Source organism: Asticcacaulis sp. (assembly GCF_051954415.1).
Taxonomy (GTDB): Bacteria; Pseudomonadota; Alphaproteobacteria; order Caulobacterales; family Caulobacteraceae; genus Asticcacaulis.
This window is the reverse complement of the sequence record NZ_JBQCHT010000047.1, coordinates 79,849-103,519: the sequence shown is the minus strand read 5'-3', so window position 1 is coordinate 103,519 and position 23,671 is coordinate 79,849. Positions and strand designations below refer to the sequence as shown.

Sequence of the window (23,671 nt, the reverse complement as noted above, 5' to 3'; positions counted from 1 at the left end):
TGGCAGACTAACAGACACACCCATCGGAGCAATGGCGCAATCATCCACGCGGTCACGAAAGCGAGAACACGCGGGGATAAGTCAGGCGCCGGTTGGCAAATCCCGCCACCTGCCATAGGCTAATGGCAGAATCGCACAAATTGGGGGCATAGGGTGGCGTCACATACAGAAACCGACCGGGTGGGATTTGGCCGGATGCTGGCCTTTATCGGTCCCTGCGTGCCCTTTGCTGCCCTGGGTTTGCCGCTTGTCGCCACCCTGCCGGAATATTACGGCACCCAACTCCAGCTCGGCGCGGTGGTCGGCACCGTCTTCTTTATTGTGCGTTGCTTCGATATTCTGGTCGATCCAGTCCTCGGTCACTGGATGGACCGCACGCGCACCAAACTGGGCCGTTTCAAGCTGTGGATGCTGATCTGCCTGCCGATCCTGTTCGTCAGCACCGGTTTTATCTTCCTGGCGCAGAAAGGCGTCGGGCCTGTCTATCTCGGCCTGTGGCTGTTCGTCCTTTATGTCGGCTTTTCCATTGCAGCGCTCAGCCAGGCCAGTTGGGGCACGGTCCTTTCCACCGATTACAACGAGCGCTCACGTATCTTCGCCTGGTGGCAGGTCGGCAATATCATCGGCATCCTGGCGGCGGCGGTCATTCCGGTGATCGTTCAGAAACTCGGCTATAGCTATATTTTCGGCGTCCAGTTGATGGGGGGCTTCATCATGCTCACCCTGCCTGTCAGCATCGGCATTGCCCTGTGGCTGGTCCCGGAAAAAATCTCCAACACAAATACGCACGACCTGAAGCTCAGCCATTATTTCGACATGTGGAAACGCCCCAATGTGCGCAGCATTCTGTATGCCGACCTGTTCATGGGACTGGCACCGGGCGTGATGGCCGCCCTTTTCTTCTACTTTTTCGAGGAAACCAAGGGTTTGACGCGCTTTGAGTGCAGTGTCGCCATGCTGCTCTATTTCGTAGCCGGCATCATAGGTGCGCCCATATGGGTTGTCGCCTCTAAAAAGATGAGCAAACACAAGGCACTGATCCTGTCTTCCGTGATCTTCGCCGTGCTTTACGGCGCCATGTATTTCGCACCTAAAGGTTATTTCATTATCTGCGCCGCCATGACCTTCGCCAACGGCATTCCTTATGCCGCCTCGCTCCTGCTGACCCGCGCCCTGATGGCCGATATCGGTGACGAGGTCATGCTGGAAACCGGCCACGATCATAAGGGCACGCTCATGGCTATTCTCTCGGCCACCACCAAGGTCGGCTACGCCATTTCCGCTCTGACCATCACCATTCTCGGTGTGCTGCACTTCAACGTAAAATCACCAAAGGACAGCCCGCCGGATGCCTTGATGTGGGTTGAAATCTTCTTTATCGGCCTGCCGGTCATCTTCCTGATCCTTGGCGCGGTCTCGATGATGCGCTATTCGCTGACTCCGCAGCGCCATGCCGAAATTATGGTGCAACTGAAAGCAAAGGAAATCCTGTGAGTGAAGGCATCGAAGGTCTGCTCGAAGTCATGCGCCGGCTGCGCGATCCGCAAACCGGCTGCCCGTGGGACAAGGAACAGACCTTCGCCACCATCGTACCCTATACCATTGAAGAATCCTACGAGGTGGCCGATGCCATCCAGCGCAATGACCTGCGCGATCTGAAGGAAGAACTGGGCGACCTGCTGTTTCAGGTGGTTTTCCATGCCCGCATCGCCGAGGAAATGGGCCTGTTTACTTTCGACGATGTCGCCGCCGGCATGAGTGAAAAGCTGATCCGCCGCCATCCGCACGTCTTTGGCGATGCCGGCGACCGCACGGCCGAAGAGCAAAATGCCGCCTGGGAAGTCATCAAGGCCGAGGAACGCAAGGCCAAGGAAAAACATGGCCTGCTCGATGATGTGCCGGTCGGCCTGCCCGCTCTCACCCGCGCCGCAAAGCTGACTAAACGCGCCGCCCGCGTCGGTTTCGACTGGCCTAGCGTCCATAAGGTGCTCGACAAGCTCGACGAAGAGACCGAGGAACTGAAGGCCGAGGTCGCCAAAGGCGATGTGCAGAAATCGCACGAAGAACTGGGGGATATCCTGTTCGTCCTGGCCAATCTGGCGCGCAAACTCGATGTCGAGCCCGAAAACGCCTTGCGGATGACCAATGCCAAGTTCGTCCGTCGCTTTGAGGTCATCGAGGCCGAACTGGCGAAACTCGGCAAGACGCCGGATCAGTCGGATCTCGCGGAAATGGACGCCCTGTGGAATGCCGCCAAGCTGGCCGAGCGTGAAAATTCCTGAGACCTTTGGCGGGAACCCCCTTCCCAGACGGCTGCGTAATACGCTGCTAAGCGTGTTGTTCTGCGGCGGGCTGTTTGTGGCCTGGTACCAGGTGGCCAGCCAGACGCCGATCCCGCCCGATACACACGTTACCTATCAACAGCAGGATCGGTTCCGACTGGATATCGATGCCAGTGGTCAGGTCATCCTGGCAGATCAAACCGGCGTCTATCGCTATAAAATCTCGTCCCTTGCGCTGCGCCGCATCTTGCGAACGTTTCATCGCGTCCAGTGGTTTGACCGCAATATCCTGGCCTATGGCGATGCCCGCTCACAGTGTGTATTGAGCCTGACAGAAGGCTACCGGAAGGCCGCCATTAGGTACAATTGTGAAACGCAAGCATCTGAAATTCTCATGCCTGTTCAGTCCCTTGAGATAACAACGCGCTTCCGGAGGGTGCTACAGGGCGACAAACCGACATTGCGCGATTTCAAGGTGACGGGTGACACAGGCCGGTCGTTTTAAAGATTAAACCAATGACTTGTCATTCGCACTTAATGTACATGCGGCCGCCTCTTAGTTTCAATCCACAAGTCATTTCCACACTCTCTTGCGAATCAAAAGATTAACGCGCATCACTTGCGAATTGCCCGCGAATTATGGTGCCGCGTATGAAAAAACCCGCAAAAGCGCCCCTGTCCAAAAGCGCCCGGAAACCCGCCAAACCCATCAGCAAAGCCGCCGTTCAAAAGGCGCACCGTTCGCTGTGCCCGATCAACCTGACCCTGGAAGCGGTGGGCGATCGCTGGTCCATGTTGATCGTGCGTGACCTGATGTTGCGCGGGCACAGCAGCTATCAGGGCTTCCTGCGCGCGGAAGAGAAGATCGCCACCAATATCCTGGCCGATCGCCTTCTGAAGTTGGAGCAAAATGGCCTGATCAGCAAATCGGCCGACCCCGCCGACAAGCGCCGGTTCATTTATGCCCTGACCGAGCGCGGCGCCGACCTGGCGCCGATCCTGGTTGAACTGGCACTGTATGGCCTGAAATATGAGCCGATGGCAAACATGGCCAAGGAGGTCATCCTGGACATGCAGAAGAACAAGCAGATCTTCGCCCAACGCCTGACACGCAATTTCACGCCGAGACCTGCGGAAAAGCCGGTAAAGAAAAAGGAAGACCCGGTCGAGGAAACCCTCAGCCTGTTCTGACGGCCTACTCCATGGCCGCCAACTGGTCGTGCTCCATCTCTTCCTGTGACAGCTTCTTTTTCGGCGCGGCGATCAGCAGCAGAAGCGGCATGGATAGCAGGCACAGAATGAACATCAACCAGAAATTATCGACATAGGCGATCATGCTGGCCTGGCGATTGACCTCGGCATTAAGCGCCTCCAGTCCAAGCTGGCTTTGCCCATAGGTGCTGCCCATCAACGGGCCATTACCGCTATTCAGGCTGTCGACAATACCGGCATGGGCCTTCTGTGTATTGGCCACCTGCAACGCCTGTACCATGGCGATACCGATACTAGAGCCGATATTGCGCACGAGGCTGTAGATCGCCGTGCCTTCCGGCCGCAGATTTGGCGCAAGCGTTGCGAAGGTGGCGGCCGATAGCGGCACGAACACCAGTCCCATGCCTATCCCCTGGATAATGCCGGGCCAGATAATGTCGTGCTGTGACAGGACGATCGTATAGGTACACATCCAGGCCAGGGAAATCGCGGTCAGGCCGAAACCGGCCGCCAGGATCAGGCGCAGATCGACCTTGCCGACCATTCGTCCGACCACCAGCATGGCCAGCATGGTGCCCAGCCCCGATGGTGCCGTAACGATACCAGCCGTCATGGCGGAATACTGCATCAGCCCCTGAAGCATGGAAGGCATCAGGGCGCGCGTGGCGAAGAGCACCATGCCGACGATGAAAATGAACAACAGGCCGGTGACGAAGTTGCGGTTATAGAGCAGCCGGTAATCGAGGAAGGTCTGGCCGGCCGGACGCGTGGCCGTATGGATGATGAAGCAGCCGAGGCTGATAAAGACGATGATCGCCTCGATCCAGGTTTCCGACGAAGAAAACCAGTCATTCGACTGGCCGCGGTCAAGCAGCATTTGCAGGGCGCCGATGGCCAGGCTGAGCGCCGCAAAGCCGAAGACATCGAAACGGATGCTGCGTTTTGCGATGGTGTGCGGAATGTATTTCCAGATGCCGAAAAAAGCCGCGGCGCCAATCGGCACATTTATGAAGAAGCACCAGCGCCAGTCATAGGCGTCGGTCAGCCAACCGCCAAGCGTCGGCCCCAGAATCGGCCCCACCATGACGCCCATTCCCCAGACCGCCATGGCCGAGCCATGCTTTTCGCGCGGATTGATATCGAGCAGGGTCGATTGCGACAGCGGCACAAGGGCAGCGCCGAATATGCCTTGCAGCAGACGCGCCAGAACGATTTCCGAGAGATTGCCGGCGATGCCGCACAGCATTGAAGCCACGGTAAAACCGGCAATCGAAACCAGAAAGACGTTCTTCAGGCCAAACCGATCGCTCAGCCAGCCGGTCAGCGGCGTGGCGATGGCGGCGGCCACGATGAACGAGGTCAGCACCCAGGTGATCTGGTCGGACGAGGCGTTGAGGCTGCCCTGCATGTGCGGCAAGGCCACATTGGCAATCGTGCCGTCGATCGCCTGGATGATCGTCGCCAGCATGATCGAAATGGTGATCATGGTGCGATTAATCGGCGCGCCGGAAGCGGGCGCAGCAGTAGCGGTACTCATCAGGAATTCTCTATAAGCGCTTGTAATTCTTCCAGAACAGACGTGGCAACGGCGATTTTTTCGGGATCGATCCTGCCGATTAGTTCGCGGCGCAAGTCGTCGCCCCTGGCGCGCACCTGTTCGTAGATGGCCTGTCCTTCTGCCGTTACGACCAGCAATTTGACCCGCCGGTCACTTTCGGATGGCAGGCGCTGCACCAGCCCGGTTTTTTCCAGGCGATCTATCGTGGAGACCATCGTGGCAGCCTCCACCTGAACCAGAGAGGCCAGTTCAGCCTGCGACAGCGGGGATTTTGCCTTGGCGATATAGGCAATGCTGAGCCAGCCGGCTTGGGACACGCCCAGATCCTTCAGGCGACGATCGAGCGCCAGCCGCCAGATGCGGGCGGTCGTATGCAGGGCATTGGAAAAGCGTTCTTCGGCAGACATGATAAGGCGGCTAATAGTTAGAAGGCTAACCATCTACGCCTGAGTTGTACCGAATGCAACCGCCTTTATCAGCCCCCAATCATTTTCTCATAACGCCCATAGGCTTGATCGCTCAGCTTGACACGCAGGTGGACGCGCCCCTCTTCATCTTCCTGGCGGCCAAGCACACGGCCATGCTGATAAAGAAAGGCGATCACGTCACCCTGATGTGGTTCAAGCGTGATATCCAGTTCCTCTCCCGCGGCATCGACCAGCAGGGCAACCTGGCTGAGCAACGCCGCAACGCCCTCGCCGGTTATGGCCGAAACCATCAGTGGCTTGTTACTGGCGCGATCGGTAACGGCGCGGGCATACAGGATGTCCTTGGTTTCATCATCCAGCAGGTCAATCTTGTTCCACACCTCGACCATGCGCGAGCGATCAAGATCCGGCAGGATATGCGCCATGACCTGCTCCACATCCGTCTTCTGCGCCTCGGTTTCCGGATTGGAGACATCGCGGACATGCAGAATCAGGTCGGCCTGTTCCACCTCTTCCAGGGTGGCGCGGAAGGCCGCCACCAGCTCGTGCGGCAGGTCGGATATAAAGCCGACCGTATCGCTCAGAATCGCCGAACGACCATTCGGCAGTTTTAGCGAACGCAGGGTCGTATCGAGCGTGGCGAACAACAGGTCTTTGGCGAAAACCTCTGATTTCGTGAGATTATTGAACAGGGTCGACTTGCCGGCATTGGTGTAGCCGACCAGCGCCACGATCGGATACGGCACCTTCTTGCGCTGGTTGCGGTGCAGGCCGCGCGTGCGTCGCACCTCTTCCAGTTCGGACTTCAACTGCTTGATTTTATCGGCGATCATACGCCGGTCGAGTTCGATCTGGGTTTCACCGGGGCCGCCGGTCGTGCCGGTGGCGCGCTGGCGTTCCAGGTGGGTCCAGGTGCGGACCAAACGCGAGCGTTCATACTCCAGTCGCGCCAGTTCGACCTGAAGCTTGCCTTCGCCGGTCCGCGCCCGGCGACCAAAAATTTCAAGGATCAGACCAGTACGATCGACCACCTTGACCTCAAGCTTCTTTTCGAGATTGCGCTGCTGAATCGGCGTCAAAGACCCATTGACGACGCAAAGTGAGGCTTCAGCTTCCTCGCACAGCACCTTGATTTCCGACACCTTTCCCTCACCGAACAGGGTGGCGGGGTTGAGCTTGCGCACCCGCACGCTCATAGTGCCTACAATCTCAAGATCGAGCGCCATGGCCAGGCCCACGGCTTCTTCAAGACGTGACTCTTCGTACCGGCGCGCGGGCGGAATGTCTCCGCCGGTGCGCACATGCACATCTATGTCGGGATCAACAACGACAGCGCGCACGATTTCCGGCGCGTTGTCATGAAAACGATCGCTCAAGCAACAAATCCCTGATGAATCTTAGTCGTCAAGGTCTTCTTCTTGCTCATAAAGCTGGACCGGCGCGGCCGGCATGATGGTCGAGATCGCGTGCTTATAGACCAGTTGCGATTGGCCATCGCGGCGCAGGAGGACGCAGAAATTGTCAAACCAGCTCACAATACCCTGAAGCTTGACGCCGTTGATCAGGAAGATGGTGAGGGGGGTCTTGGTCTTGCGGACACTGTTGAGGAACGTGTCTTGCAGATTTTGTTTTTTATCGTGGGACATTGTCGGCCCTTCTTGTTTAAAATTTGAGGGGCACAATACCCCTCACACAGACAATAAGTCTCTATTTATGCAAAGATTCCGGGTCTTTTCAACCACACGCCGATAAAATTATTTTACACACCTGCCGATGCGCGGGCCCGTTCGATATAGACTTCCCTTAGCGCACAAGCGATTGGCCCCGGTTTGCCGTCACCGATCTTGTGATCATCTATGGCAATAATCGGCATGACCAGACTGGTCGCCGCCGTGATGAAGACTTCCGAAGCCGCCTTGGCCTCAGCAAGCGTGAAGCTTTCCTCCCGCAGTTCAATTCCGCTTTCCGCAATCAGCGGCAGCAGATTGAGCCGTGTGACACCCGCCAGAATATTGGCGGTCAGGCTGCGGGTTTTGATCACCCCGTCAACCACGATATACACATTGGTCGAGCCGCCCTCTGTCACGAAGCCTTCAGCATCCACGAAAATAACCTCACCCGCGCCCTGCTCTTTCGCCACCTGTTTGGCCAGCACGTTAGGCAGGAGACCGACTGTCTTGATATCGCAGCGACCCCAGCGGATATCCGGCGCACTGATCGCCTTGATTCCCTGGGCGGCCTTGCGGGCGGCAGCCTCCCGATCGACCGGTCTGGCGGTAATCACAATCGACGGACGAACATCCACCGGGAACACATGGTCGCGGGGCGCCACACCCCGGCTTATCTGGAGATAGATCAGGCCTTCGCGGATACGATTGCGGCGCACCACCTCATTCAGCACCACCAGCAGCGAGGTACGCGGCATGGGCATGGCGATCTGCAATTCCGACAGCGAGCGCTCCAGCCGGTTCAAATGCCCGGCGAGGTCCGCCAACCGGCCGTCAAATACCGACCAGACCTCATAGACGGCATCGGCGAACTGGTAGCCGCGATCCTCGATGGAAACAGCGGCTTCACTGGCGCGCTCATAAACACCATTAACATAGGCAATTCTGGGCATTACAGCTTAAACCTCATCCTCGTCGCTGCGGATATGAGCCAGGCCCAGGCTCTTCAGTTTACGGTGCAGCGCCGAGCGTTCCATGCCGATAAAATTGGCTGTGCGCGAGATATTGCCACCAAAGCGCACAATCTGCGACGACAGATATTCACGCTCGAAGACCTCCCGCGCATCGCGCAAAGGCAGGGCGATGATGCGCTCCGGCCGGATGGCGCCGGCGGTTGCTGATTCCACCACTTCCGAAGGCAGCATGTGCGCCGTAATCGGCTCGTTCGGATTACCGGAGGCCAGGATCAGCAGGCGCTCTATATTGTTGCGCAACTGCCTGACATTGCCCGGCCATTCATGGACCTGGAGCGTCGCCATGGCGTCTTCGCTGAGGATGCGTTTCGGCAGCCCCTGCGCCGCGCTGATGCGGTCGATGAAATACTGCACCAGTTCGGCGATATCGCCGCGCCGTTCGCTCAGGCCCGGCACGCGCACCGGCACCACATTCAGGCGATGGAACAGGTCTTCGCGGAAACGCCCGGCGGCAATTTCGGAGGACAGATCCTTCGAGGTCGAGGAAATGACCCGCACATCGACCTGCACGTCCTGCGCGCCGCCGACACGGGTAAAACGTTGCTCGACCAGCACCCGCAGGATGCGGCTCTGGCTTTCCGGCGGCATGTCGGCCACCTCATCGAGGAACAGAGTGCCGCCATGGGCGCGCTCGAACACACCGATCTTGCGCGGACGGCCGCCCTCGCCTTCCTCGCCGAACAGTTCGACATCGAGGCGCTCCGGCGTCATGCCCGCCGCCGAAATCGGCACGAACTCGCACTTGGCGCGCGGGCTGACCTCGTGGATCATCCGCGCCACCAGCTCCTTGCCGGAGCCGGCCGGACCGGAAATCATGATGCGTGAATTTGCCGGCGCCACCTTGGCGATGGTCGATCGCAGCAATTGCGCCGCCGCGGAGTTACCGATCAGTCCGTCCGGCACGACGGCTTGGCTGCGCAGGCGCTTGTTTTCTCGGCGCAGACTGGTCAGTTCAAGCGCCCTCTGAACAACCATGATCAGGCGCTCGGTTTTAAAGGGCTTTTCGATAAAATCGAAGGCGCCCTTTTTTATGGCGGTCACGGCCGTTTCGATATTGCCATGGCCGGAAATCATGATGGCCGGAATATCGGGGTCCAGCTCATGGATGACACTGAGCAGTTCCAGACCATCCAGCCCGCCGCCCTGCATCCAGATATCAAGCACGCACAGGCTGGGCTTGCGCGCCTTGATCGCCCGCAAGGCCGAATTGGAATCGGCGGCCGTCCGGACCGAATAGCCCTCATCCTCCAGGATGCCCGCGATCAGTTCGCGGATATCGGCCTCGTCATCAACAACCAGAATATCAACGCCAGAAGAGACTTTCATCACTTACACCCTCATCATCTTGGGCCCGCTTGCCGGAGCCTCATTCGCAGCCGGGCTTTGTCCCGCCTGCATCCGCGGCAGACGCAGGACAGCCCGCGCGCCGCTTAAATGGACCGCGTCGTTGAGATAGAACTCGCCGCCGTGGTCTTCGAGAATACGCTTTACTATGGCCAGGCCGAGACCCGTTCCCTTTTCCCGTGTGGTGACATAGGGTTCGGTCAACCGATCGCGGTCCTTTTCCGGCAGGCCGATACCGTCATCCTCGACCTCGATGACCAGTTCACCCTCCTGCTGAGACATCTCGACCCGCAGGTGTCCGACAATCCCTTCGGTCGGATCGACCTCGTCAGTGCCGCGATCGCGCATCAGACGCGAAGAAATCGCCTCACCGCCGTTTTTCAGCACATTGCCGAGGGCCTGGCTGAGCATCCGTCCGTCACAGACAACCCGAAATTCCGGCAGCGGTTCGATAATTTCAATGCTGATGTCCGGGCGCGCCACGCGCTGGGCAAAAACCGCCGCGCGCACCATTTCCGCCGCATCCTCTTCGGAAAAATTGGGCGCCGGCATCCGGGCAAAGGACGAAAATTCATCTACCATTCGGCCGATATCGCCGACCTGCCGAACAATCGTATCGGTCAGGCGATCGAAGGTATCGATATCGGTTTCGATCTGCGGCCGGTACTTCTTGCGGATTCGCTCGGCCGAAAGCTGGATTGGCGTCAGCGGGTTCTTGATTTCGTGGGCGATCCGGCGGGCCACGTCCTTCCAGGCCGCGTTGCGCTGGGCCGCGATCAGGCGCGTGATGTCATCGAAGGTCAGAACCGCGCCGCCGGTTTCCAGCGCCGAAATACGAACACGGACACGGCGCGTCTCCCCCTTGCGAACCAGATCGACCTCCTGCTCCTCCACGCGATGCACCGACGCTTTGTCGATAAGCTCAGCAATTTCAGGGGCTAATTCACGGATGTTAACACCCAGCGCATCCTCGGAGGAAATGCTCAGGAAATGGGCGGCATGGCGGTTGATAGCCGAGACATGGCCAAGCACATCGATCCCGACGATACCGGCACTGATTTCCGACAGCACGGTCTCGATAAACCGCCGCCGGCTCTCAGCTTCCTCGCCCGCCGATTTGAGCGCCGCTTGCTGGCTTTGCAGGTCCGAGGTCATGCGGTTAAAGGCGCGCGACAATACGGCGATATCCTCGGACTGCTTGATGGTCATAACCCGCGCATTCAGGTCGCCACCGGCCACTTTGTCTGCCGCCTGCACCAGTCGCGCCACCGGCACGGCAATGCTTTCCGCCGCCGAGGTGCCGCCCCAGATGGCACCAATCAGCACCAGAAGAACCGCTTCAAGATAGGCCATGAAGAAGATGCCCTGGGCGCGTATCTTCTTGTTGGTCGTCTCGCGGTAATCATTGATCGCCTGGTTGGCGGTCTGGATCTTGGCATAGATACCGGGAGGCAGCGGTTTAATGCCGTAAAGCATGGCGCCATTATAATCATCGAGTGAATACAAAAGTCGGATCGCATCGGGGTTGCCGTAAGGATAGGCTTTCGGCCCCGTGGCGGCCACGTCCTGAATGACATCGGACGGTGGTGCCATGTAGACCGGCGCGGTCGGTGATTCCGCGCGCGCCAATACCTGCCCGGTGCGGTCGATGATATAGATCGCGGTCAGTTCGCCGCTCTCTTCCTCCAGAATCTTCTTCAACCCCAACGAAAAAGCCAGGCGATCGGGGAAAAGCGCCCGCCCCTCCGGGCTTTCCACGCGTGTCTGTACCGTTTTCATGGCCGTGCCAGAGGTCCGCATAGCCTCCTTCAGGTAGACACCGGCCAGGTCATAGCCGTTTTCAACAGAGGTCTGAACCCGGTCGGAAAACCAGGTGTCGATGCCCCGATTTAGGAAGGTAAAGGAGAGCGCCACAATGATGGCGGGCGTTACCGCCGCCAGGGAGAACAGGAACACAAAGCGCAGGTGCAGTCGCGCGCCAGCGTCCGCGCCCCGGCTGCGCGCGATGGTGATCACGCGGCGGACGACAAAGAATATCAAACCCAGCAAAAGCGCCAGGTTGAGGAATATCAGGATCAGCAGGTAATCAGCCGTATTGCCGACCGGTCCTTTGACCGTCAGGCCGGTGCCTGGGCTGGCAATGATCAGCCAGACGATGAATGCCGTCGTCAGCATGGACGCGCCATAACCCACCGCCAGGGCGAGCTTCTGCAAGCTCGTCGAGCGGAGCGTTTTCAGGCTGCGCACAAACATGTGCAGCCATCGCCGTCTTGCCGATGCATCCTTCAAGGCTATCGCTTTCATGCACAATAGAGTGACATTTGCGCACTACTGTGTCCGAATATCAACAGCAATGTTGCAAATATCACAATTATTTAATGCTGGATTCAGGCTGCCATCAGGGCGCGAACGGCCGCTTCAATGCCACCGGCATCCTCCATGCGGCACAGGCGCGCCTTGTCCTGGCGGCGGGCCAGCGGATCAGGATCGTGCGTCGAGGCTTCGACATAGGCGCCCAGATGCTTCTTGAACATGCGCAAGCCTAAGCTATCGCCATAAAACGCCATAGACGCCTGCATGTGTTCGATCAGCAGGTTCGCCCTTTCGTTCAAGGCTATCGTCGGCAGAGCCTCATCATTATTCAGCGCCTGGTTCAGATCGCGCGCGAACCAGGGCCGCCCGTAAATGCCGCGGCCGATCATAACGCCATCCGCACCGGATTGCGCCAGCGCCGTTTTCGCGCTCTCCAGATCGGTGATGTCGCCATTGACGATGACCGGGATGGCGACGGCCTGCTTCACCACAGCCACCGCCTGCCAGTTGGCCTCGCCCTTGTAGAATTGCTGGCGGGTGCGACCATGAACCGTCAGGGCGGCAATGCCCAGTTTTTCGGCACGCATGGCCAGTTCGGCGGCATTGTGGTTGTCGTCCCAGCCCAGGCGCATCTTGACGGTCACCGGTCTTGAAGTGGCCTGCAGCGCCGCCGCCATGATCCGCTCGGCCTGGTCGAGATCGCGCATCAGAGCCGAACCGCACAGCACGCCAGTGACTTCCTTGGCCGGACAGCCAAAATTGAGATCAATGATATGCGCGCCTGATTCCTCGGCCAGTTGCGCACCGCGTCCGATATGCGCCTGATCGCGCCCGACCAGTTGCACGATCTTCAGACCATCATGCTCGCCAAGCTGCGCCTTGCGGACAATATCGGGCCGGCCGCTCTCCAGATCAGCACACGCCACCATTTCAGTTGCGGCATAGGGCGCGCCGAGCTTGTGCGCCATCTGGCGAAATGGCAGGTCCGATACCCCGGTCATGGGCGCTATCAGGACGCGTCCAGACACGCTCACCTCGCCGATCTGAAGATTATTTGTGGTCATTGCGCTCCCATACACAGTTTCTGGCTGTTGCACCACTTCGGTTTCACGCTAAACAGGCGCTATGAACACGGACTCACGCCCCTTTCACGCCGTCATCGTCGCCGGTGGCTCAGGCAGCCGCTCCGGTGGTCGGAAACAATGGATGATCCTGGGCGGCCGCACGGTGCTCGACTGGTCGATCGCCGCTTTCGAGGCCGCCGGCGCCGCGCAGATTGTCGTCGTCGTGCCTGCTGAAGATGTGACGCAGGCCCAGACGGCCTATGGCGGGCGCGTCTGGATAGTGGCCGGCGGCGCCCAGCGCGCCGATTCCGTGGTTAATGGCCTGAAAGCCCTGGTGACCGATGGCGACGACATCGTCCTGATTCACGACGCCGCGCGGCCGTTTTTAAAACCACATCATATCAATGCCTTGCTGACCGAACTTAAGACAAAACCGGCGGCGATCCTGGCCCTGCCGATGACGGATTCGCTGAAGCGCGGCGACCACAACCGGATTGTAGAGGCCCCGGCGCGCGACGATCTGTGGCGTGCGCAGACTCCCCAGGCTTTCCGGCTCAACGATATCCTTCGCGCCTACGAACGCTGGCCGGCCGAACAGGTGCCGACGGATGAAGCCATGGTCGCGGCGCATTCCGGTATCAATGTCACGCTTGTGGAAGGTGACATGGCCCTGCACAAGCTGACCTATCCCGCCGATTTTGCCCTGCTAGAAGCGTTAATAATGGCCGATAAGCCTCAGGAAAAAAACATGAAACAGATCAGGATCGGCCAGGGCTTCGATGCGCATCGCTGGGGCGAAGGCCAGAGCGTCTGGCTGTGCGGGGTGGAGATCGTTCACAACCAGACGCTGATCGGACACAGCGACGCCGATGCCGGACTTCATGCCCTGACCGACGCCCTGCTGGGCGCGGCTGGTCTGGGGGATATCGGCGATCACTTCCCGCCCACTGACCCGCAATGGAAAGGCGCGTCCTCCGACCGCTTCCTCAAACATGCCGCCGACCTGATCCGCCTGCGTGGCGGCGAAATTGTCAATGTCGACGTGACGCTCATTTGTGAGCGCCCGAAAATCAAGCCACACCGGGAAGCCATGCGTGCCCGAATCGCCGAAATCATCGGCGTGGATATCGGTCGCGTCAGCGTCAAGGCAACGACAACCGAGCAGATGGGTTTTACCGGCCGCGGCGAGGGCCTGGCCGCGCAAGCCGTCTGCAGCATAGAAATCTGAGGCAATCACTTGTCATTGCTCGACTTTTTTCCGGCTCACGCCCTTTGCCTGAGCTTTTCAACAAAACCCATTGAATTGCTAAGGGTTTTATTGCGAAGCATTCTCACCGCCTTCTGCTATTGAAAACCTGTTTTGCCCCGAATATATGACGGGGGTTCGCGTTTCCTCCCTTAGAGCGGAATGGATTTTGATGAAATCAAACCCCTCGCTCTAAACTTTGTTTTGTCGCGCAATTTCTCCGAAATGTGGCGTCCACTTTTCGGATTGCGCTTATCCAGCCAAGAGGTATTTCCATGGCCTTCGAACTCCCCTCTCTGCCCTATCCCGCCGATGCCCTTGAGCCGCACATGTCGGCCAATACCTTCAGCTATCACCACGCCAAGCATCACAAGGCGTATGTCGACAACCTCAACAAGCTGATCGAAGGCACCGAATTTGCCGGCCTGTCGCTGGTCGAGATCGTCAAGGCGTCGGAAGGCAAGAACCCCGGCGTGTTCAACAATTCCGCCCAGGTCTGGAACCACACCTTCTTCTGGTCGTCGATGAAGCCGAATGGCGGCGGCGCCCCTACCGGCAAAATCGCCGAAAAGATCAATGCCGATTTCGGCTCGTTCGATGCCTTCGTCGAGCAGTTCAAGACCGCCGGCGCCACGCAGTTCGGTTCGGGCTGGGCCTGGCTGGTGCTGGGCACCGACGGCAAGCTCAAGGTGACCAAGACCGGCAATGCCGAAACGCCGTTCACCAAGGGCGACAAGCCGCTGCTGACGCTCGATGTCTGGGAACATGCCTACTATCTCGATTACCAGAACCTGCGCCCGAAGTTCATCGAAACCTTCCTGACCTCGCTGGTCAACTGGGATTTCGCCAACGCCAATCTCGATGCTCCGCTGCATCCGGGCGTCTGATTTTCACTTGTCATTCAGGCTTAAAAGGCGATCCTTGCGGGTCGCCTTTTTCTTTGGAAGCCTCATGAAAACCACCGTTCTCGCCGCCCGCCTGATCGACCTGCTGAAAGCGCAGAAAAAGACCGTCACCACGGTCGAAAGCTGCACCGGCGGGCTGATCGCCGGCGCCATCACCGCCATTTCAGGCTCGTCCGAGGTATTCGAGACCGGCTTTATTACCTATTCCAATGCCGCCAAAACGGCCCTGGTCGGCGTGCCGGAAGCGCTTTTCCCTTTATATGGTGCGGTCAGCGAAGAGGTGGCTTCCGCCATGGCCGAAGGCGCCTTGAGAACCGCTGGCGCCGATATTGCTCTCAGCGTCACCGGCATTGCCGGTCCCACGGGCGGCAGCGTGGAAAAGCCGGTCGGTATGGTTTGCTTTGGCCTGAGCCATGGCGGAAAAACACTGACCCGCACCCGGCAGTTTGGCAATATCGGCCGCGATGCCGTCCGCGCGGAAAGCGTAGCCTATGCCCTGCAATGGGCAATTGATGCCTTAAGCGCCTAACCGGTCTATCTGCCGACCATTCACCCGCACATTTTCGAGGCGCAGGCCGTCGGTATACGTCACTATGCTTGCCTCGGTCACGCCGTCGAAGCGACAATCGCGCAGGACGATGTCGCTGACCGGCGCGCCCGGCAAGCCTTGCGAATCCAGCACGCGCAGGGCGTGTTCCGCCGTCAGGCGCTCGACGACCACATGACGCAGCACCGGTGTGTAAGCCCCTTTTGCGCCCTCTTCATAGTTGAAATCGCAGGTAATGACCGCCTTGCCGACCTGGCCCACGCTGATATCGCGGACATAAATATTCTCTAACACGCCGCCGCGCATGGCATTATTCTTAATGCGCAGCGCGTACCACAGGTCCGGGCTGTCCATCCGGCAATTTTCAGCGAACACCCAGCGCACGCCGCCGGAAATCTCGCTGCCGATCACCACGCCGCCGTGGCCGTCCTTCATGCGGCAATTGCGGATCAGTATATTCTGCGACGGCCGCGCCAGCCGGCGGCCATCGGCATTGCGACCCGACTTGATGGCGATGCAGTCATCGCCGGTATCGAAGGTGCAGTTTTCGATCAGCATGAAATCGACCGACTCCGGATCACAGCCGTCATTGTTCGGTCCATGTCCGAAGACATCGACCCCGCGTACAATGACATTGCGACACTGAACGGGATGAATGTTCCAGCAGGGCGAATTGCGCAGTTTTACGCTTTCAATCAGCACATTTTCGCAGTTGTAGGTCTGAATCAGGTTTGGTCGCAGATAGTGGCCGTCGCCGAAAACGCGTTTCTCGACCGGTATATTATCCTCCGCCATCTGTGCCAGGGCCAGGCGTGCGGCGCGCTGGCTCGGCATCCCTTCCCGCCAGCCAAAGCGCTCGCCGCCGCTCCAGGACCACCAGGCTTGCCCTTGACCGTCGAGTGTACCCGAACCGGTAATGGCGATATTCCTTTCACCGAAGGCATAGACCAGCGGCGAATAATTCATCACCTCCAGGCCCTCATAGCGTGTAAAGACGATCGGATAATCCTTTGAATCCGTGTTGAAGAGGATGACTGCACCTTCACTGAGATGCAGATCCATATTGGATTGGAGATGGATGGCGCCGGTCAGGAAACGACCGGCCGGCACAAACACCTGCCCGCCGCCCGCCTCGGCGCAAGCGGAAATGGCGGCGGCAAAAGCCTGTGTATTCAGCGTCACACCATCGCCTTTGGCACCGAAATCGGTGATGTCAAAACGGCGTATCGGAATCACAGGCGGCTTTACCGTGCGGGCAATATCGGTTGCTTTCACCCACGGATCGCTGTCAGCGGCCACAGCACCAGTAGTCACAAGACTCAGGGCGGCGACGTATTGAAAAAGGTTCCGGCGGGAAAAACGAGTGGACATGGCATTTCCTCTTTTCCGCACCCTACCATCTGTCAGGCGCCTGTCCAGCCATAATGATACCGGTGTCAATTGAGGCGTTTAACGGACTCAAATGATAGCGGCAACGCCTTTAACGGCTATAGGCGCGGGCCGTACAATTGCCTCGCCCGGCTCTCGAAAACCGCCAGCAGCTTGGAGACCGCCAGGTTGAAATTCGCTTTAAAAACAGCATCAAGGATCGGATTTCTGATGTCGATATCGAGATCGAAAGCCACCTTTGTGCCCATAGTTGACGGCGTAAAGGTCCACCGCCCCTGTAGCTTGCGAAACGGGCCGCGGATCAGGTCGAAATCAACCAACAGGGCTTCCGCCGCGCGGGTTACCCGCGTCGAAAACCGCTCGGTCAGCAGCTTGAACCCCACCGCCACATCGGCATCGAAACGAACAATATCCTGATCTATGGCCCGGTTATAGGCGCGCAGGGACTTGATCCACGGAATGAACTCCGGATACCGTTCAACATCGCCGACCATTTCCCACAGTTGCGCCGGCGCATACGGCAGGTCGCGCTCCAGACGCAGCTTGGTCATGGACTATTTCTTGGCTGCACGCGCCGCGCGCAGGCGCTCAAAATCCTCACCAGCGTGATGCGAAGAGCGGGTCAGCGGCGAAGACGACACCATCAGGAAGCCCTTGGCGCGGGCAATGGCCTCATACGCCTTGAACTCGTCCGGGGTCACAAAACGATCTATGGCGGCGTGCTTGCGCGTCGGCTGGAGATACTGGCCGATGGTGATGAAATCAATGCCGGCCGAGCGCATGTCGTCCATGACCTGCATGACTTCTTCGCGCGTTTCGCCCAGGCCGACCATGATGCCCGACTTGGTGAACTGCTGCGGGTCGCGTTCCTTCACGCGTTCCAGCAGGCGCAAGCTATGGAAATAGCGCGCGCCAGGGCGGATCTTGAGATAGTTGCGCGGCACAGTTTCCAGGTTGTGATTGAACACATCCGGCTTGGCGTCGATGACGATCTCGGCCGCGCCTTCCTTGCGCAGAAAGTCCGGCGTCAGAATCTCGATGGTCGTCTTGGGTGATTGCGCGCGGATCTGGCGGATGACCTCAGCGAAATGTTCGGCGCCACCGTCTTTCAAATCGTCACGGTCCACCGAAGTGATAACGACGTGCGACAGCTTCATCAGCGCGACCGTCTCGCCCACGCGGCGCGGCTCGTCAATGTCCAGCGGTTGCGGCAGGCCGGTCTTGACGTTGCAGAAGGCGCAGGCCCGCGTGCAAGTATCGCCCATGATCATGATGGTGGCATGGTTTTTCGACCAGCACTCGCCGATATTCGGGCAGGCCGCTTCCTCGCAGACCGTCACCAGCTTGGCGTCACGCACGATACCGCGCGTCTCGTTATAGCCGGCGGAACCCGGCGCTTTCACACGCAGCCAGTCGGGTTTTTTCAGGATCGGCGAATCAGGCTTGTTCTGCTTTTCCGGGTGACGCACTTCACGCGGGCCGGCTTCAACACGATTTATCAGAGTGACCATGAGACTCAACGGGGATGCAGGGCACAGTTCGCCTCGCCCTAATTGGTCTTTTCACGTCATAATATCAAGTCAATTCCTGCTAATAGTGCGTTGCAAATGTCATAGCCGTGTGCTGGAATCTCCCGTATAGATTGGGGATGGGCGCGTTTCCTTGTCGAAAATCCGTGATATTGACGCTGGCTCTTGGCGTTCTCATCGGCATGGCTGGATGCTCGAAATTCGGCGACCACGACAGGCAGCCCGGCCAAGCCTTTCTCGACAGCCAGATTCCGGCCGGACTGTCGCCACAATACTACCCGCCGGAGGGCTTTGTGTGGGGCGGCTACCGTGCCGGCGCCCTGCCCGAAGCGCGTTATGGCGTGGCATCGCCGCCAATAAATCCCAGGGCCCAGGTGCTGATCCTGGCCGATGCCGATTATCCGGCGGAGGTCTATTTCGAACTGATGCGGCAATGGCTAGACGCGGGTTACGGCGTCTGGCTGCTGGAAAGCCCCGGCCAGGGTGGATCAGGCCGGTATCTTTTGCAAAATCAGAGCGTTTTCATCAAAAGTTATCATGACGGCCAGCTTGTGGCGCGTGATTTCATCCGGGATATTATCAAGCCTTCGCCCAATAAACCCCTGTTCGTTATCGGCACCGGTTACAGCGCCCTCACGGCCCTGTCCCTGTCAACCCTGCTGAAAGATGACAACCTGAAAGGTTTTATCGGCTACGATCCTTATCTCGGTGGCCCGATCGCCACGGGCGAACCCTGGCACCGTGACGCCATCCAGCCCGGCTATTGGGGCGCCATCGCGCAAAGCTGGCAGATGTCCAATCCCGACCTGCGGATGCGCCAGAAAAGCGATGGCTGGCAGAAGCAGATGCAGAAGGCGTATGCCGATCTGAACGGCCTGCACCTGCCCCTCACCTCTCTCAGGAATGGCGCGCAAGTCCTTATAATGGAACCGAAAACAGGCAATACAGGTCAGGCGAATACGGCCAGCGCCCTGTGCGCCCGCCTGCCCCGCTGCATCCTGCAAGCCGGTGGCGATCCGGAAACCCTCGGCGCAAGCGCAAACGCCTTTATTCAGGCGCAGTTGCCGATCATTCACTGATCCGGATCAAGGTCAGGATACTTTGCCAGCATGGCCCGCGTCACACCATTGGTCCAGCCGAAACCATCCTGTAATGGATATTCCCCGCCGCCGCCCGGCCGCCGCGTCTCGACATCGTATTTTTCGAGCATCTTGCCGGTCTCGCGGTAAGTCAGGTCCACCGTGCGGATAAAGCGTGACGCCAGGTCATGCACCTGTTTATCATAACCATAATCACCAAGCCCCTTGACGGCGATCCATTGCAGAGGCGCCCAGCCGTTGGGGCTGTCCCATTGCTGGCCGGTCGGATTCTGTGTCGTGCGCAACCCACCCTGCGCCGTCAGTTGCAGGCGCGTCAGCCGGGCGGTTGCTTTGGCCTGTGCGTCTGTGGCCAGCCCGACAAACAGCGGGTAAAGCATGGCGGCGGAAGCCGTCAGAGTCGGCCGACCGGTGCCGAGATCATAGTCGCCAAAGCGGTGATCGCGCCACAGATAGCGCGTAATCGCCTTTTTCCGCGCCTTCGCCCAATTATCATACTGCGTGGCGCAGACGATATCCACCAGCTTGCGACAGCGCTCGGCGATGATCGTTTCCTGCTTCCATAAGAGACTGTTGAGATCAACCGGCACGATATCCGTGGTGCGGATGCTCGACAAGTCCATCGGCTCCTTCAGCCAGCGCGAACTGAAATCCCAGCCGCTTTCCGCCGCGGCACGCAAGTCCCGATAGACCTCGGCGGCGGGGCGATCGCTTTTGGCCGCGGTGGCCACATCCTCGGCATAGGACTCCTCACGCGGCGTATCTCGGTCGTCCCAGTAGCGATTGAGTTGGCTGCCGTCCGGCATCACCACCACGCGCTGGCAGGGCTTGTATTTGATGGCGCAATAGCTGCCCGCCATCCAGAAATCGTGTTCGCGGCGCAGGGCGGCCAGTTCACGCGACTGTTTGCCGGGGTCATCCGAAGGCTTGATCTCCAGCATCAGGGCGAAGACAGGCGGCTGCGATCGGCTGAGATAATAGCTGCGCGCCCCATTGGGAATATGGCCGTAACGCTCGATCAGGCTTTCGAAATCGGTGAGCATGGATTGGGCCAGGCCGTCTTGTCCGTCCGCATACAGACCCAGCATCGTGAAATAGCTGTCCCAGTAATAGATTTCACGGAACCGCCCGCCGGGCACGACATAGGGTTCCGGCAGCGAAAGCGCCGATGAGCCGGCCTGCGCCTCCAGGGCCGGACGCGCCAGTGGTGGCCACAGGCTGGCGATGTGCGCTTTCAGGGTTAGGCGTTCGCCTGAAACCGCCGGCGTGGACGTTGATTCCGGCGGATCGAAATTGGCCGCCACGAAAGCCGTCAGCGCGTCGCGTGTCTGCGGTGGATGCGCCTGATAATCCGTCATGATGTCGGCGGCGGGCCGTCTGGCCGTCATGTCGACAAAGGTCTTGCCGTCGGGGAATATCTTCTGCGTCTGAACCTGAATGAACAACGGCCCGTAAAGATCGGCGGGCGAAGGTGTCTGCGCAAAAGTCGAGGGCGCCGTAAAGGCCAGCAAAAGGGGCAGGAAATATCGGTGCATCGGTGTCCTCCGTTGCCGCTCCCCTGCCGCACATTAAAGACGAACCTTCACGCTCATGGCAACCCCTTCGCATCTACGAAGATTTTCGTTGACTCAATACGAAGACCTTCGTATATCTTGCCCATGACCCAATCAGATACCCCTGCCCGTAAACCGACCGAAGCCGAACTGGAAATCCTGCGCGCCCTATGGAGCAAAGGCTCCGCCACGGTGCGCGAAGTCTTCGAGGTGCTGTCCACGGAGCGCGAAATCGGTTATACAACCGTCCTGAAAACCATGCAGATCATGCTCGACAAGGGCCTGGTGTCGCGCACCGAAGACGGCAAGGCGCACATATACGCTGCCGCCATGCGCGAAGAAGACATGCAGGGCCAGTTGCTGAAAGACCTGAGTGACAAACTGTTTTCGGGCTCCCCCGCCCTTCTGGCCATGCACGCCCTCTCCCTGCAGCCGGCCAGCGATGAAGAGATTCAACTGATCAAGGCGCTCATCGAGCGCAAAAGAGGTGCGTGATGAATCCCCACATGGAAGCGCTCGGCTTTACCCTGGTTCATTTCTGCTGGCAGGCCGCGCTTATCGCCGCCGCCTATAAGCTGACGGAGCTTTTCCGGCCGAACCTGAGGCCCCAGGCACGCTATACACTTGGACTCGCCGCCCTGCTGGCCATGACCCTGGCCGCCCTGGCGACCTATATCTATGAGGAAATCCGGCTTTACCAGCCGGTGGCCTCCGGCACCGTATCTGCCTCGCCCCTGCTTGACAGCGCTAAAGTCCAGAGCCTGTCGAACTGGCTGCCCTGGCTTGATGCCTTTTGGTTGATGGGCGTTCTGGCCCTGACCTTCCGCATGGCCAGCCGCCTGTGGCAGGTTCATGGCCTGAAAAAGCACGCCCAAGCCGCGCCGATCGTAGTTCAGGATCGTTTCAGCGCTTTGCTCCGCCGGTTCGGCCTGACCGGCAAGGTGCAGATCAGGCTGCACCCGGCGATCACCGGACCGTTCGTCGTCGGCGCCTTCCGTTCGGTGGTGTATCTGCCGCTGTCGGCCGTGACCTCGCTGTCGCCGGCACAGCTTGACGCCGTCCTGTCACACGAACTGGAGCATATCCGCCGCGCTGACTATCTGTGGAACCTGGTCCAGAACCTGATCGAAACCCTGTTCTTCTATCATCCCGCCGTCTGGTGGATCGGCGCCCGCTTACGCGAACAGCGCGAACTGTGCTGCGATGACGCCGCTATCCGCACCTGCGATGATCCGATCACCTATGCCACCGCCCTGCTCAACCTCGAAGAACAGCGCCGCGGTATGCCGGCCAACCTCGCCCCGACCAACCTCGCCATGGCCCTGAACGGCCAGGGACGCCACGAACTGCTGTCGCGTATCTCCCGTATCCTGGGCGAAGCACCAGACTCCCGCCTGAAAGTCCGTCCGGTTGCCTTCGTCCTGCTGCCGGTCATGCTTCTGACCCTGACCGCCTTTGCCGCCGCGCCGGTCACAGAAGCCGCACACAAGATCTGTCCGGAAAAGACGGCAAAGGTCACGGCTACCGCTAATCTTGCCCTGGCCAGTCTGCAGGAGGCCATTACCGGGCATCCGTCGACGGAACCACAGGTCTCGACCACCGCCGCGCCGGCTGATGTCAGTGTGCCGGATGTCAAGCTCAACTCGTCTACGCAGTCCGAAACAGACGATATCGATCCGGACGCCATCGCGGCCCAGGTCCGTGCCGAAGTCATGAAAGCCAGGGCCGATATAGCCAATGCCAAGGATCTCGACATTGATCCCCAGGCACTGGCGGCCCAGGCCCGCGCCGATGCCATGCAGGCCGAAGCCGACATGGAACGCCAGGGCATTGCCCATGATATCGATCCGGATGCCATAGCCGCCCAAGTTCTGGCCGAAACGCAGCGTGCCAAGGCCGATGCGGCCCGCGTGGCCCTGCTTAATATCGACTCGGATGCCATCGCCGCCCAAGCCCGTGCCGCCGCTGTGGCCGCCAAGGCTCAGATGGCCGCCCAAAAGGCCGCCAACAAGGCGGAATGGGCGCGCCAGAAGGCGGAAAGCCAAAGACTGAAGGCGCCTAAGGCGCCGGTCGCGCCGCTTCCGCCTGTGCCCCCCGCCCCGCCAGCACCTATGATGGAGTCGCCTGCGCCCCTGGCACCCGTAGCACCTGAACCGCCCGCCGCCCCACTGCCGCCCTCCGCTGCGGCCTGGATCGAAACCCAAACCTCGCCAGCCGGCCAGATCGTCGCTGTCATCTCCCATCCCAAGGTTAGTGTCCTGGCGCTGCAAACCCTCGACAAGCTGCCCAATGCCCATGCGGTTGCCATTCCATCGCCAGATCCTAAGTCGGATGTCGTCGTGAATGTCCGGACCATCCAGAAGGTGAAGGTCGACACCACGCCCTGATTGGTTTCTTACCGGATAGCCTACATCTTCCCCTTTGACCTATTCAGTTTCCATCGGCTAGTATGGCGAACAGTGGCCATTCCGATCCGAGGGTTGGAATGGCGTGATAATCAGGG

22 protein-coding genes are annotated in these 23,671 nt (G+C 59.3%); 10 read left to right on the top strand and 12 right to left on the bottom strand.

Going from position 1 to position 23,671, the window contains the following annotated elements; translation table 11 throughout:
- The first annotated feature begins 153 nt into the window (after positions 1-153).
- From ACTHND_RS18360 to ACTHND_RS18345, 4 genes are all read left to right on the top strand, one after another.
- Positions 154-1,494, top strand: coding sequence for an MFS transporter (locus ACTHND_RS18360; RefSeq protein WP_440179416.1), 1,341 nt, complete (start codon positions 154-156; stop codon positions 1,492-1,494).
- Positions 1,491-2,282, top strand: coding sequence for a nucleoside triphosphate pyrophosphohydrolase (gene mazG / locus ACTHND_RS18355; protein ID WP_440179415.1), 792 nt, complete (start codon positions 1,491-1,493; stop codon positions 2,280-2,282). The genes ACTHND_RS18360 and mazG overlap by 4 nt, the downstream gene beginning before the upstream one ends.
- Positions 2,269-2,787, top strand: coding sequence for a hypothetical protein (locus ACTHND_RS18350; RefSeq protein ID WP_440179414.1), 519 nt, complete (start codon positions 2,269-2,271; stop codon positions 2,785-2,787). The genes mazG and ACTHND_RS18350 overlap by 14 nt, the downstream gene beginning before the upstream one ends.
- 146 nt (positions 2,788-2,933) lie before the next feature.
- The gene (locus ACTHND_RS18345; protein ID WP_440179413.1) at positions 2,934-3,473 is read left to right on the top strand and encodes a winged helix-turn-helix transcriptional regulator; all 540 of its coding nucleotides are present in this window, start codon (positions 2,934-2,936) and stop codon (positions 3,471-3,473) included.
- Positions 3,474-3,477: 4 nt separating this feature from the next.
- Here the strand turns inward: ACTHND_RS18345 and ACTHND_RS18340 are convergent, their stop codons facing one another.
- The 8 genes from ACTHND_RS18340 to dusB all read right to left on the bottom strand — a co-directional run bounded on the left by ACTHND_RS18340 (position 3,478) and on the right by dusB (position 12,902).
- Positions 3,478-5,031: a DHA2 family efflux MFS transporter permease subunit gene (locus ACTHND_RS18340; protein WP_440179412.1), complete on the bottom strand. Its 1,554-nt coding sequence runs from the start codon at positions 5,029-5,031 to the stop codon at positions 3,478-3,480.
- Positions 5,031-5,459 (bottom strand): MarR family winged helix-turn-helix transcriptional regulator, encoded by a 429-nt coding sequence (locus tag ACTHND_RS18335; RefSeq protein WP_440179411.1) that lies wholly within the window; start codon positions 5,457-5,459, stop codon positions 5,031-5,033. The genes ACTHND_RS18340 and ACTHND_RS18335 overlap by 1 nt, the downstream gene beginning before the upstream one ends.
- Positions 5,460-5,527: 68 nt before the next feature.
- The gene (gene hflX / locus ACTHND_RS18330; protein WP_440179410.1) at positions 5,528-6,856 is read right to left on the bottom strand and encodes a GTPase HflX; all 1,329 of its coding nucleotides are present in this window, start codon (positions 6,854-6,856) and stop codon (positions 5,528-5,530) included.
- A gap of 21 nt (positions 6,857-6,877) precedes the next feature.
- Positions 6,878-7,126: an RNA chaperone Hfq gene (gene hfq, locus ACTHND_RS18325; RefSeq protein WP_018080169.1), complete on the bottom strand. Its 249-nt coding sequence runs from the start codon at positions 7,124-7,126 to the stop codon at positions 6,878-6,880.
- A 113-nt stretch (positions 7,127-7,239) separates the two neighbouring features.
- The gene (locus ACTHND_RS18320; protein WP_440179409.1) at positions 7,240-8,100 is read right to left on the bottom strand and encodes a D-amino-acid transaminase; all 861 of its coding nucleotides are present in this window, start codon (positions 8,098-8,100) and stop codon (positions 7,240-7,242) included.
- 6 nt (positions 8,101-8,106) lie between these two features.
- Entirely contained in the window at positions 8,107-9,507 is a 1,401-nt protein-coding gene (gene ntrX, locus ACTHND_RS18315; RefSeq protein ID WP_090643158.1) for a nitrogen assimilation response regulator NtrX, read from the bottom strand.
- Positions 9,508-9,510: 3 nt separating this feature from the next.
- Positions 9,511-11,778, bottom strand: coding sequence for an ATP-binding protein (locus ACTHND_RS18310; RefSeq protein ID WP_440179408.1), 2,268 nt, complete (start codon positions 11,776-11,778; stop codon positions 9,511-9,513).
- 134 nt (positions 11,779-11,912) lie between these two features.
- Complete coding sequence (gene dusB, locus ACTHND_RS18305) at positions 11,913-12,902, bottom strand: tRNA dihydrouridine synthase DusB (protein WP_440179407.1); 990 nt, start codon at positions 12,900-12,902, stop codon at positions 11,913-11,915.
- Between the two features lie 61 nt (positions 12,903-12,963).
- Here dusB and ACTHND_RS18300 point away from each other — a divergent pair, with 61 nt between their 5' ends.
- The 3 genes from ACTHND_RS18300 to ACTHND_RS18290 all read left to right on the top strand — a co-directional run bounded on the left by ACTHND_RS18300 (position 12,964) and on the right by ACTHND_RS18290 (position 15,582).
- A complete protein-coding gene (locus tag ACTHND_RS18300; protein ID WP_440179406.1) occupies positions 12,964-14,130 on the top strand; it encodes a bifunctional 2-C-methyl-D-erythritol 4-phosphate cytidylyltransferase/2-C-methyl-D-erythritol 2,4-cyclodiphosphate synthase in 1,167 nt (388 codons plus the stop codon).
- A 293-nt stretch (positions 14,131-14,423) separates the two neighbouring features.
- Entirely contained in the window at positions 14,424-15,035 is a 612-nt protein-coding gene (locus ACTHND_RS18295; protein ID WP_440179405.1) for a superoxide dismutase, read from the top strand.
- A gap of 64 nt (positions 15,036-15,099) precedes the next feature.
- Positions 15,100-15,582: a CinA family protein gene (locus ACTHND_RS18290; protein WP_440179404.1), complete on the top strand. Its 483-nt coding sequence runs from the start codon at positions 15,100-15,102 to the stop codon at positions 15,580-15,582.
- On the opposite strand, the gene ACTHND_RS18285 is transcribed toward ACTHND_RS18290, so the two are convergent.
- The 3 genes from ACTHND_RS18285 to lipA form a co-directional block, all read right to left on the bottom strand.
- On the bottom strand, positions 15,571-16,971 hold the full coding sequence (locus ACTHND_RS18285; RefSeq protein ID WP_440179403.1) for a glycoside hydrolase family 28 protein: 1,401 nt from the start codon (positions 16,969-16,971) through the stop codon (positions 15,571-15,573). The two genes, ACTHND_RS18290 and ACTHND_RS18285, sit on opposite strands and share 12 nt — an antisense overlap.
- 116 nt (positions 16,972-17,087) lie before the next feature.
- Positions 17,088-17,540, bottom strand: coding sequence for a type II toxin-antitoxin system RatA family toxin (locus ACTHND_RS18280; RefSeq protein ID WP_440179402.1), 453 nt, complete (start codon positions 17,538-17,540; stop codon positions 17,088-17,090).
- Between the two features lie 3 nt (positions 17,541-17,543).
- On the bottom strand, positions 17,544-18,500 hold the full coding sequence (gene lipA / locus ACTHND_RS18275) for a lipoyl synthase (RefSeq protein WP_440179401.1): 957 nt from the start codon (positions 18,498-18,500) through the stop codon (positions 17,544-17,546).
- Positions 18,501-18,670: 170 nt separating this feature from the next.
- On the opposite strand from lipA, the gene ACTHND_RS18270 reads away from it, so the two are divergent.
- Positions 18,671-19,597 (top strand): serine aminopeptidase domain-containing protein, encoded by a 927-nt coding sequence (locus tag ACTHND_RS18270; protein ID WP_440179400.1) that lies wholly within the window; start codon positions 18,671-18,673, stop codon positions 19,595-19,597.
- Here ACTHND_RS18270 and treF read toward each other — a convergent pair.
- Positions 19,591-21,150: an alpha,alpha-trehalase TreF gene (gene treF / locus ACTHND_RS18265; RefSeq protein WP_440179399.1), complete on the bottom strand. Its 1,560-nt coding sequence runs from the start codon at positions 21,148-21,150 to the stop codon at positions 19,591-19,593. The two genes, ACTHND_RS18270 and treF, sit on opposite strands and share 7 nt — an antisense overlap.
- 123 nt (positions 21,151-21,273) lie before the next feature.
- On the opposite strand from treF, the gene ACTHND_RS18260 reads away from it, so the two are divergent.
- Both ACTHND_RS18260 and ACTHND_RS18255 read left to right on the top strand, forming a co-directional pair.
- Positions 21,274-21,663, top strand: coding sequence for a BlaI/MecI/CopY family transcriptional regulator (locus tag ACTHND_RS18260; protein WP_440179398.1), 390 nt, complete (start codon positions 21,274-21,276; stop codon positions 21,661-21,663).
- Positions 21,663-23,555, top strand: coding sequence for a M56 family metallopeptidase (locus ACTHND_RS18255; RefSeq protein WP_440179580.1), 1,893 nt, complete (start codon positions 21,663-21,665; stop codon positions 23,553-23,555). Before ACTHND_RS18260 ends, ACTHND_RS18255 begins: the two co-directional genes overlap by 1 nt.
- Positions 23,556-23,671: the final 116 nt, after the last annotated feature.

Excerpts from the sequence above, each read along its gene's own strand:
- dusB (WP_440179407.1), bottom strand. The coding sequence starts at position 12,902 with ATGACCACAAATAATCTTCAGATCGGCGAGGTGAGCGTGTCTGGACGC.
- ACTHND_RS18290 (WP_440179404.1), top strand. The coding sequence starts at position 15,100 with ATGAAAACCACCGTTCTCGCCGCCCGCCTGATCGACCTGCTGAAAGCG.
- ACTHND_RS18295 (WP_440179405.1), top strand. The coding sequence starts at position 14,424 with ATGGCCTTCGAACTCCCCTCTCTGCCCTATCCCGCCGATGCCCTTGAG.
- ACTHND_RS18280 (WP_440179402.1), bottom strand. The coding sequence starts at position 17,540 with ATGACCAAGCTGCGTCTGGAGCGCGACCTGCCGTATGCGCCGGCGCAA.
- hfq (WP_018080169.1), bottom strand. The coding sequence starts at position 7,126 with ATGTCCCACGATAAAAAACAAAATCTGCAAGACACGTTCCTCAACAGT.
- lipA (WP_440179401.1), bottom strand. The coding sequence starts at position 18,500 with ATGGTCACTCTGATAAATCGTGTTGAAGCCGGCCCGCGTGAAGTGCGT.
- ACTHND_RS18335 (WP_440179411.1), bottom strand. The coding sequence starts at position 5,459 with ATGTCTGCCGAAGAACGCTTTTCCAATGCCCTGCATACGACCGCCCGC.
- ACTHND_RS18300 (WP_440179406.1), top strand. The coding sequence starts at position 12,964 with ATGAACACGGACTCACGCCCCTTTCACGCCGTCATCGTCGCCGGTGGC.
- ACTHND_RS18340 (WP_440179412.1), bottom strand. The coding sequence starts at position 5,031 with ATGAGTACCGCTACTGCTGCGCCCGCTTCCGGCGCGCCGATTAATCGC.
- ACTHND_RS18345 (WP_440179413.1), top strand. The coding sequence starts at position 2,934 with ATGAAAAAACCCGCAAAAGCGCCCCTGTCCAAAAGCGCCCGGAAACCC.
- ACTHND_RS18255 (WP_440179580.1), top strand. The coding sequence starts at position 21,663 with ATGAATCCCCACATGGAAGCGCTCGGCTTTACCCTGGTTCATTTCTGC.
- ntrX (WP_090643158.1), bottom strand. The coding sequence starts at position 9,507 with ATGAAAGTCTCTTCTGGCGTTGATATTCTGGTTGTTGATGACGAGGCC.
- ACTHND_RS18260 (WP_440179398.1), top strand. The coding sequence starts at position 21,274 with ATGACCCAATCAGATACCCCTGCCCGTAAACCGACCGAAGCCGAACTG.
- treF (WP_440179399.1), bottom strand. The coding sequence starts at position 21,150 with ATGCACCGATATTTCCTGCCCCTTTTGCTGGCCTTTACGGCGCCCTCG.
- ACTHND_RS18285 (WP_440179403.1), bottom strand. The coding sequence starts at position 16,971 with ATGTCCACTCGTTTTTCCCGCCGGAACCTTTTTCAATACGTCGCCGCC.
- ACTHND_RS18320 (WP_440179409.1), bottom strand. The coding sequence starts at position 8,100 with ATGCCCAGAATTGCCTATGTTAATGGTGTTTATGAGCGCGCCAGTGAA.
- ACTHND_RS18310 (WP_440179408.1), bottom strand. The coding sequence starts at position 11,778 with ATGTTTGTGCGCAGCCTGAAAACGCTCCGCTCGACGAGCTTGCAGAAG.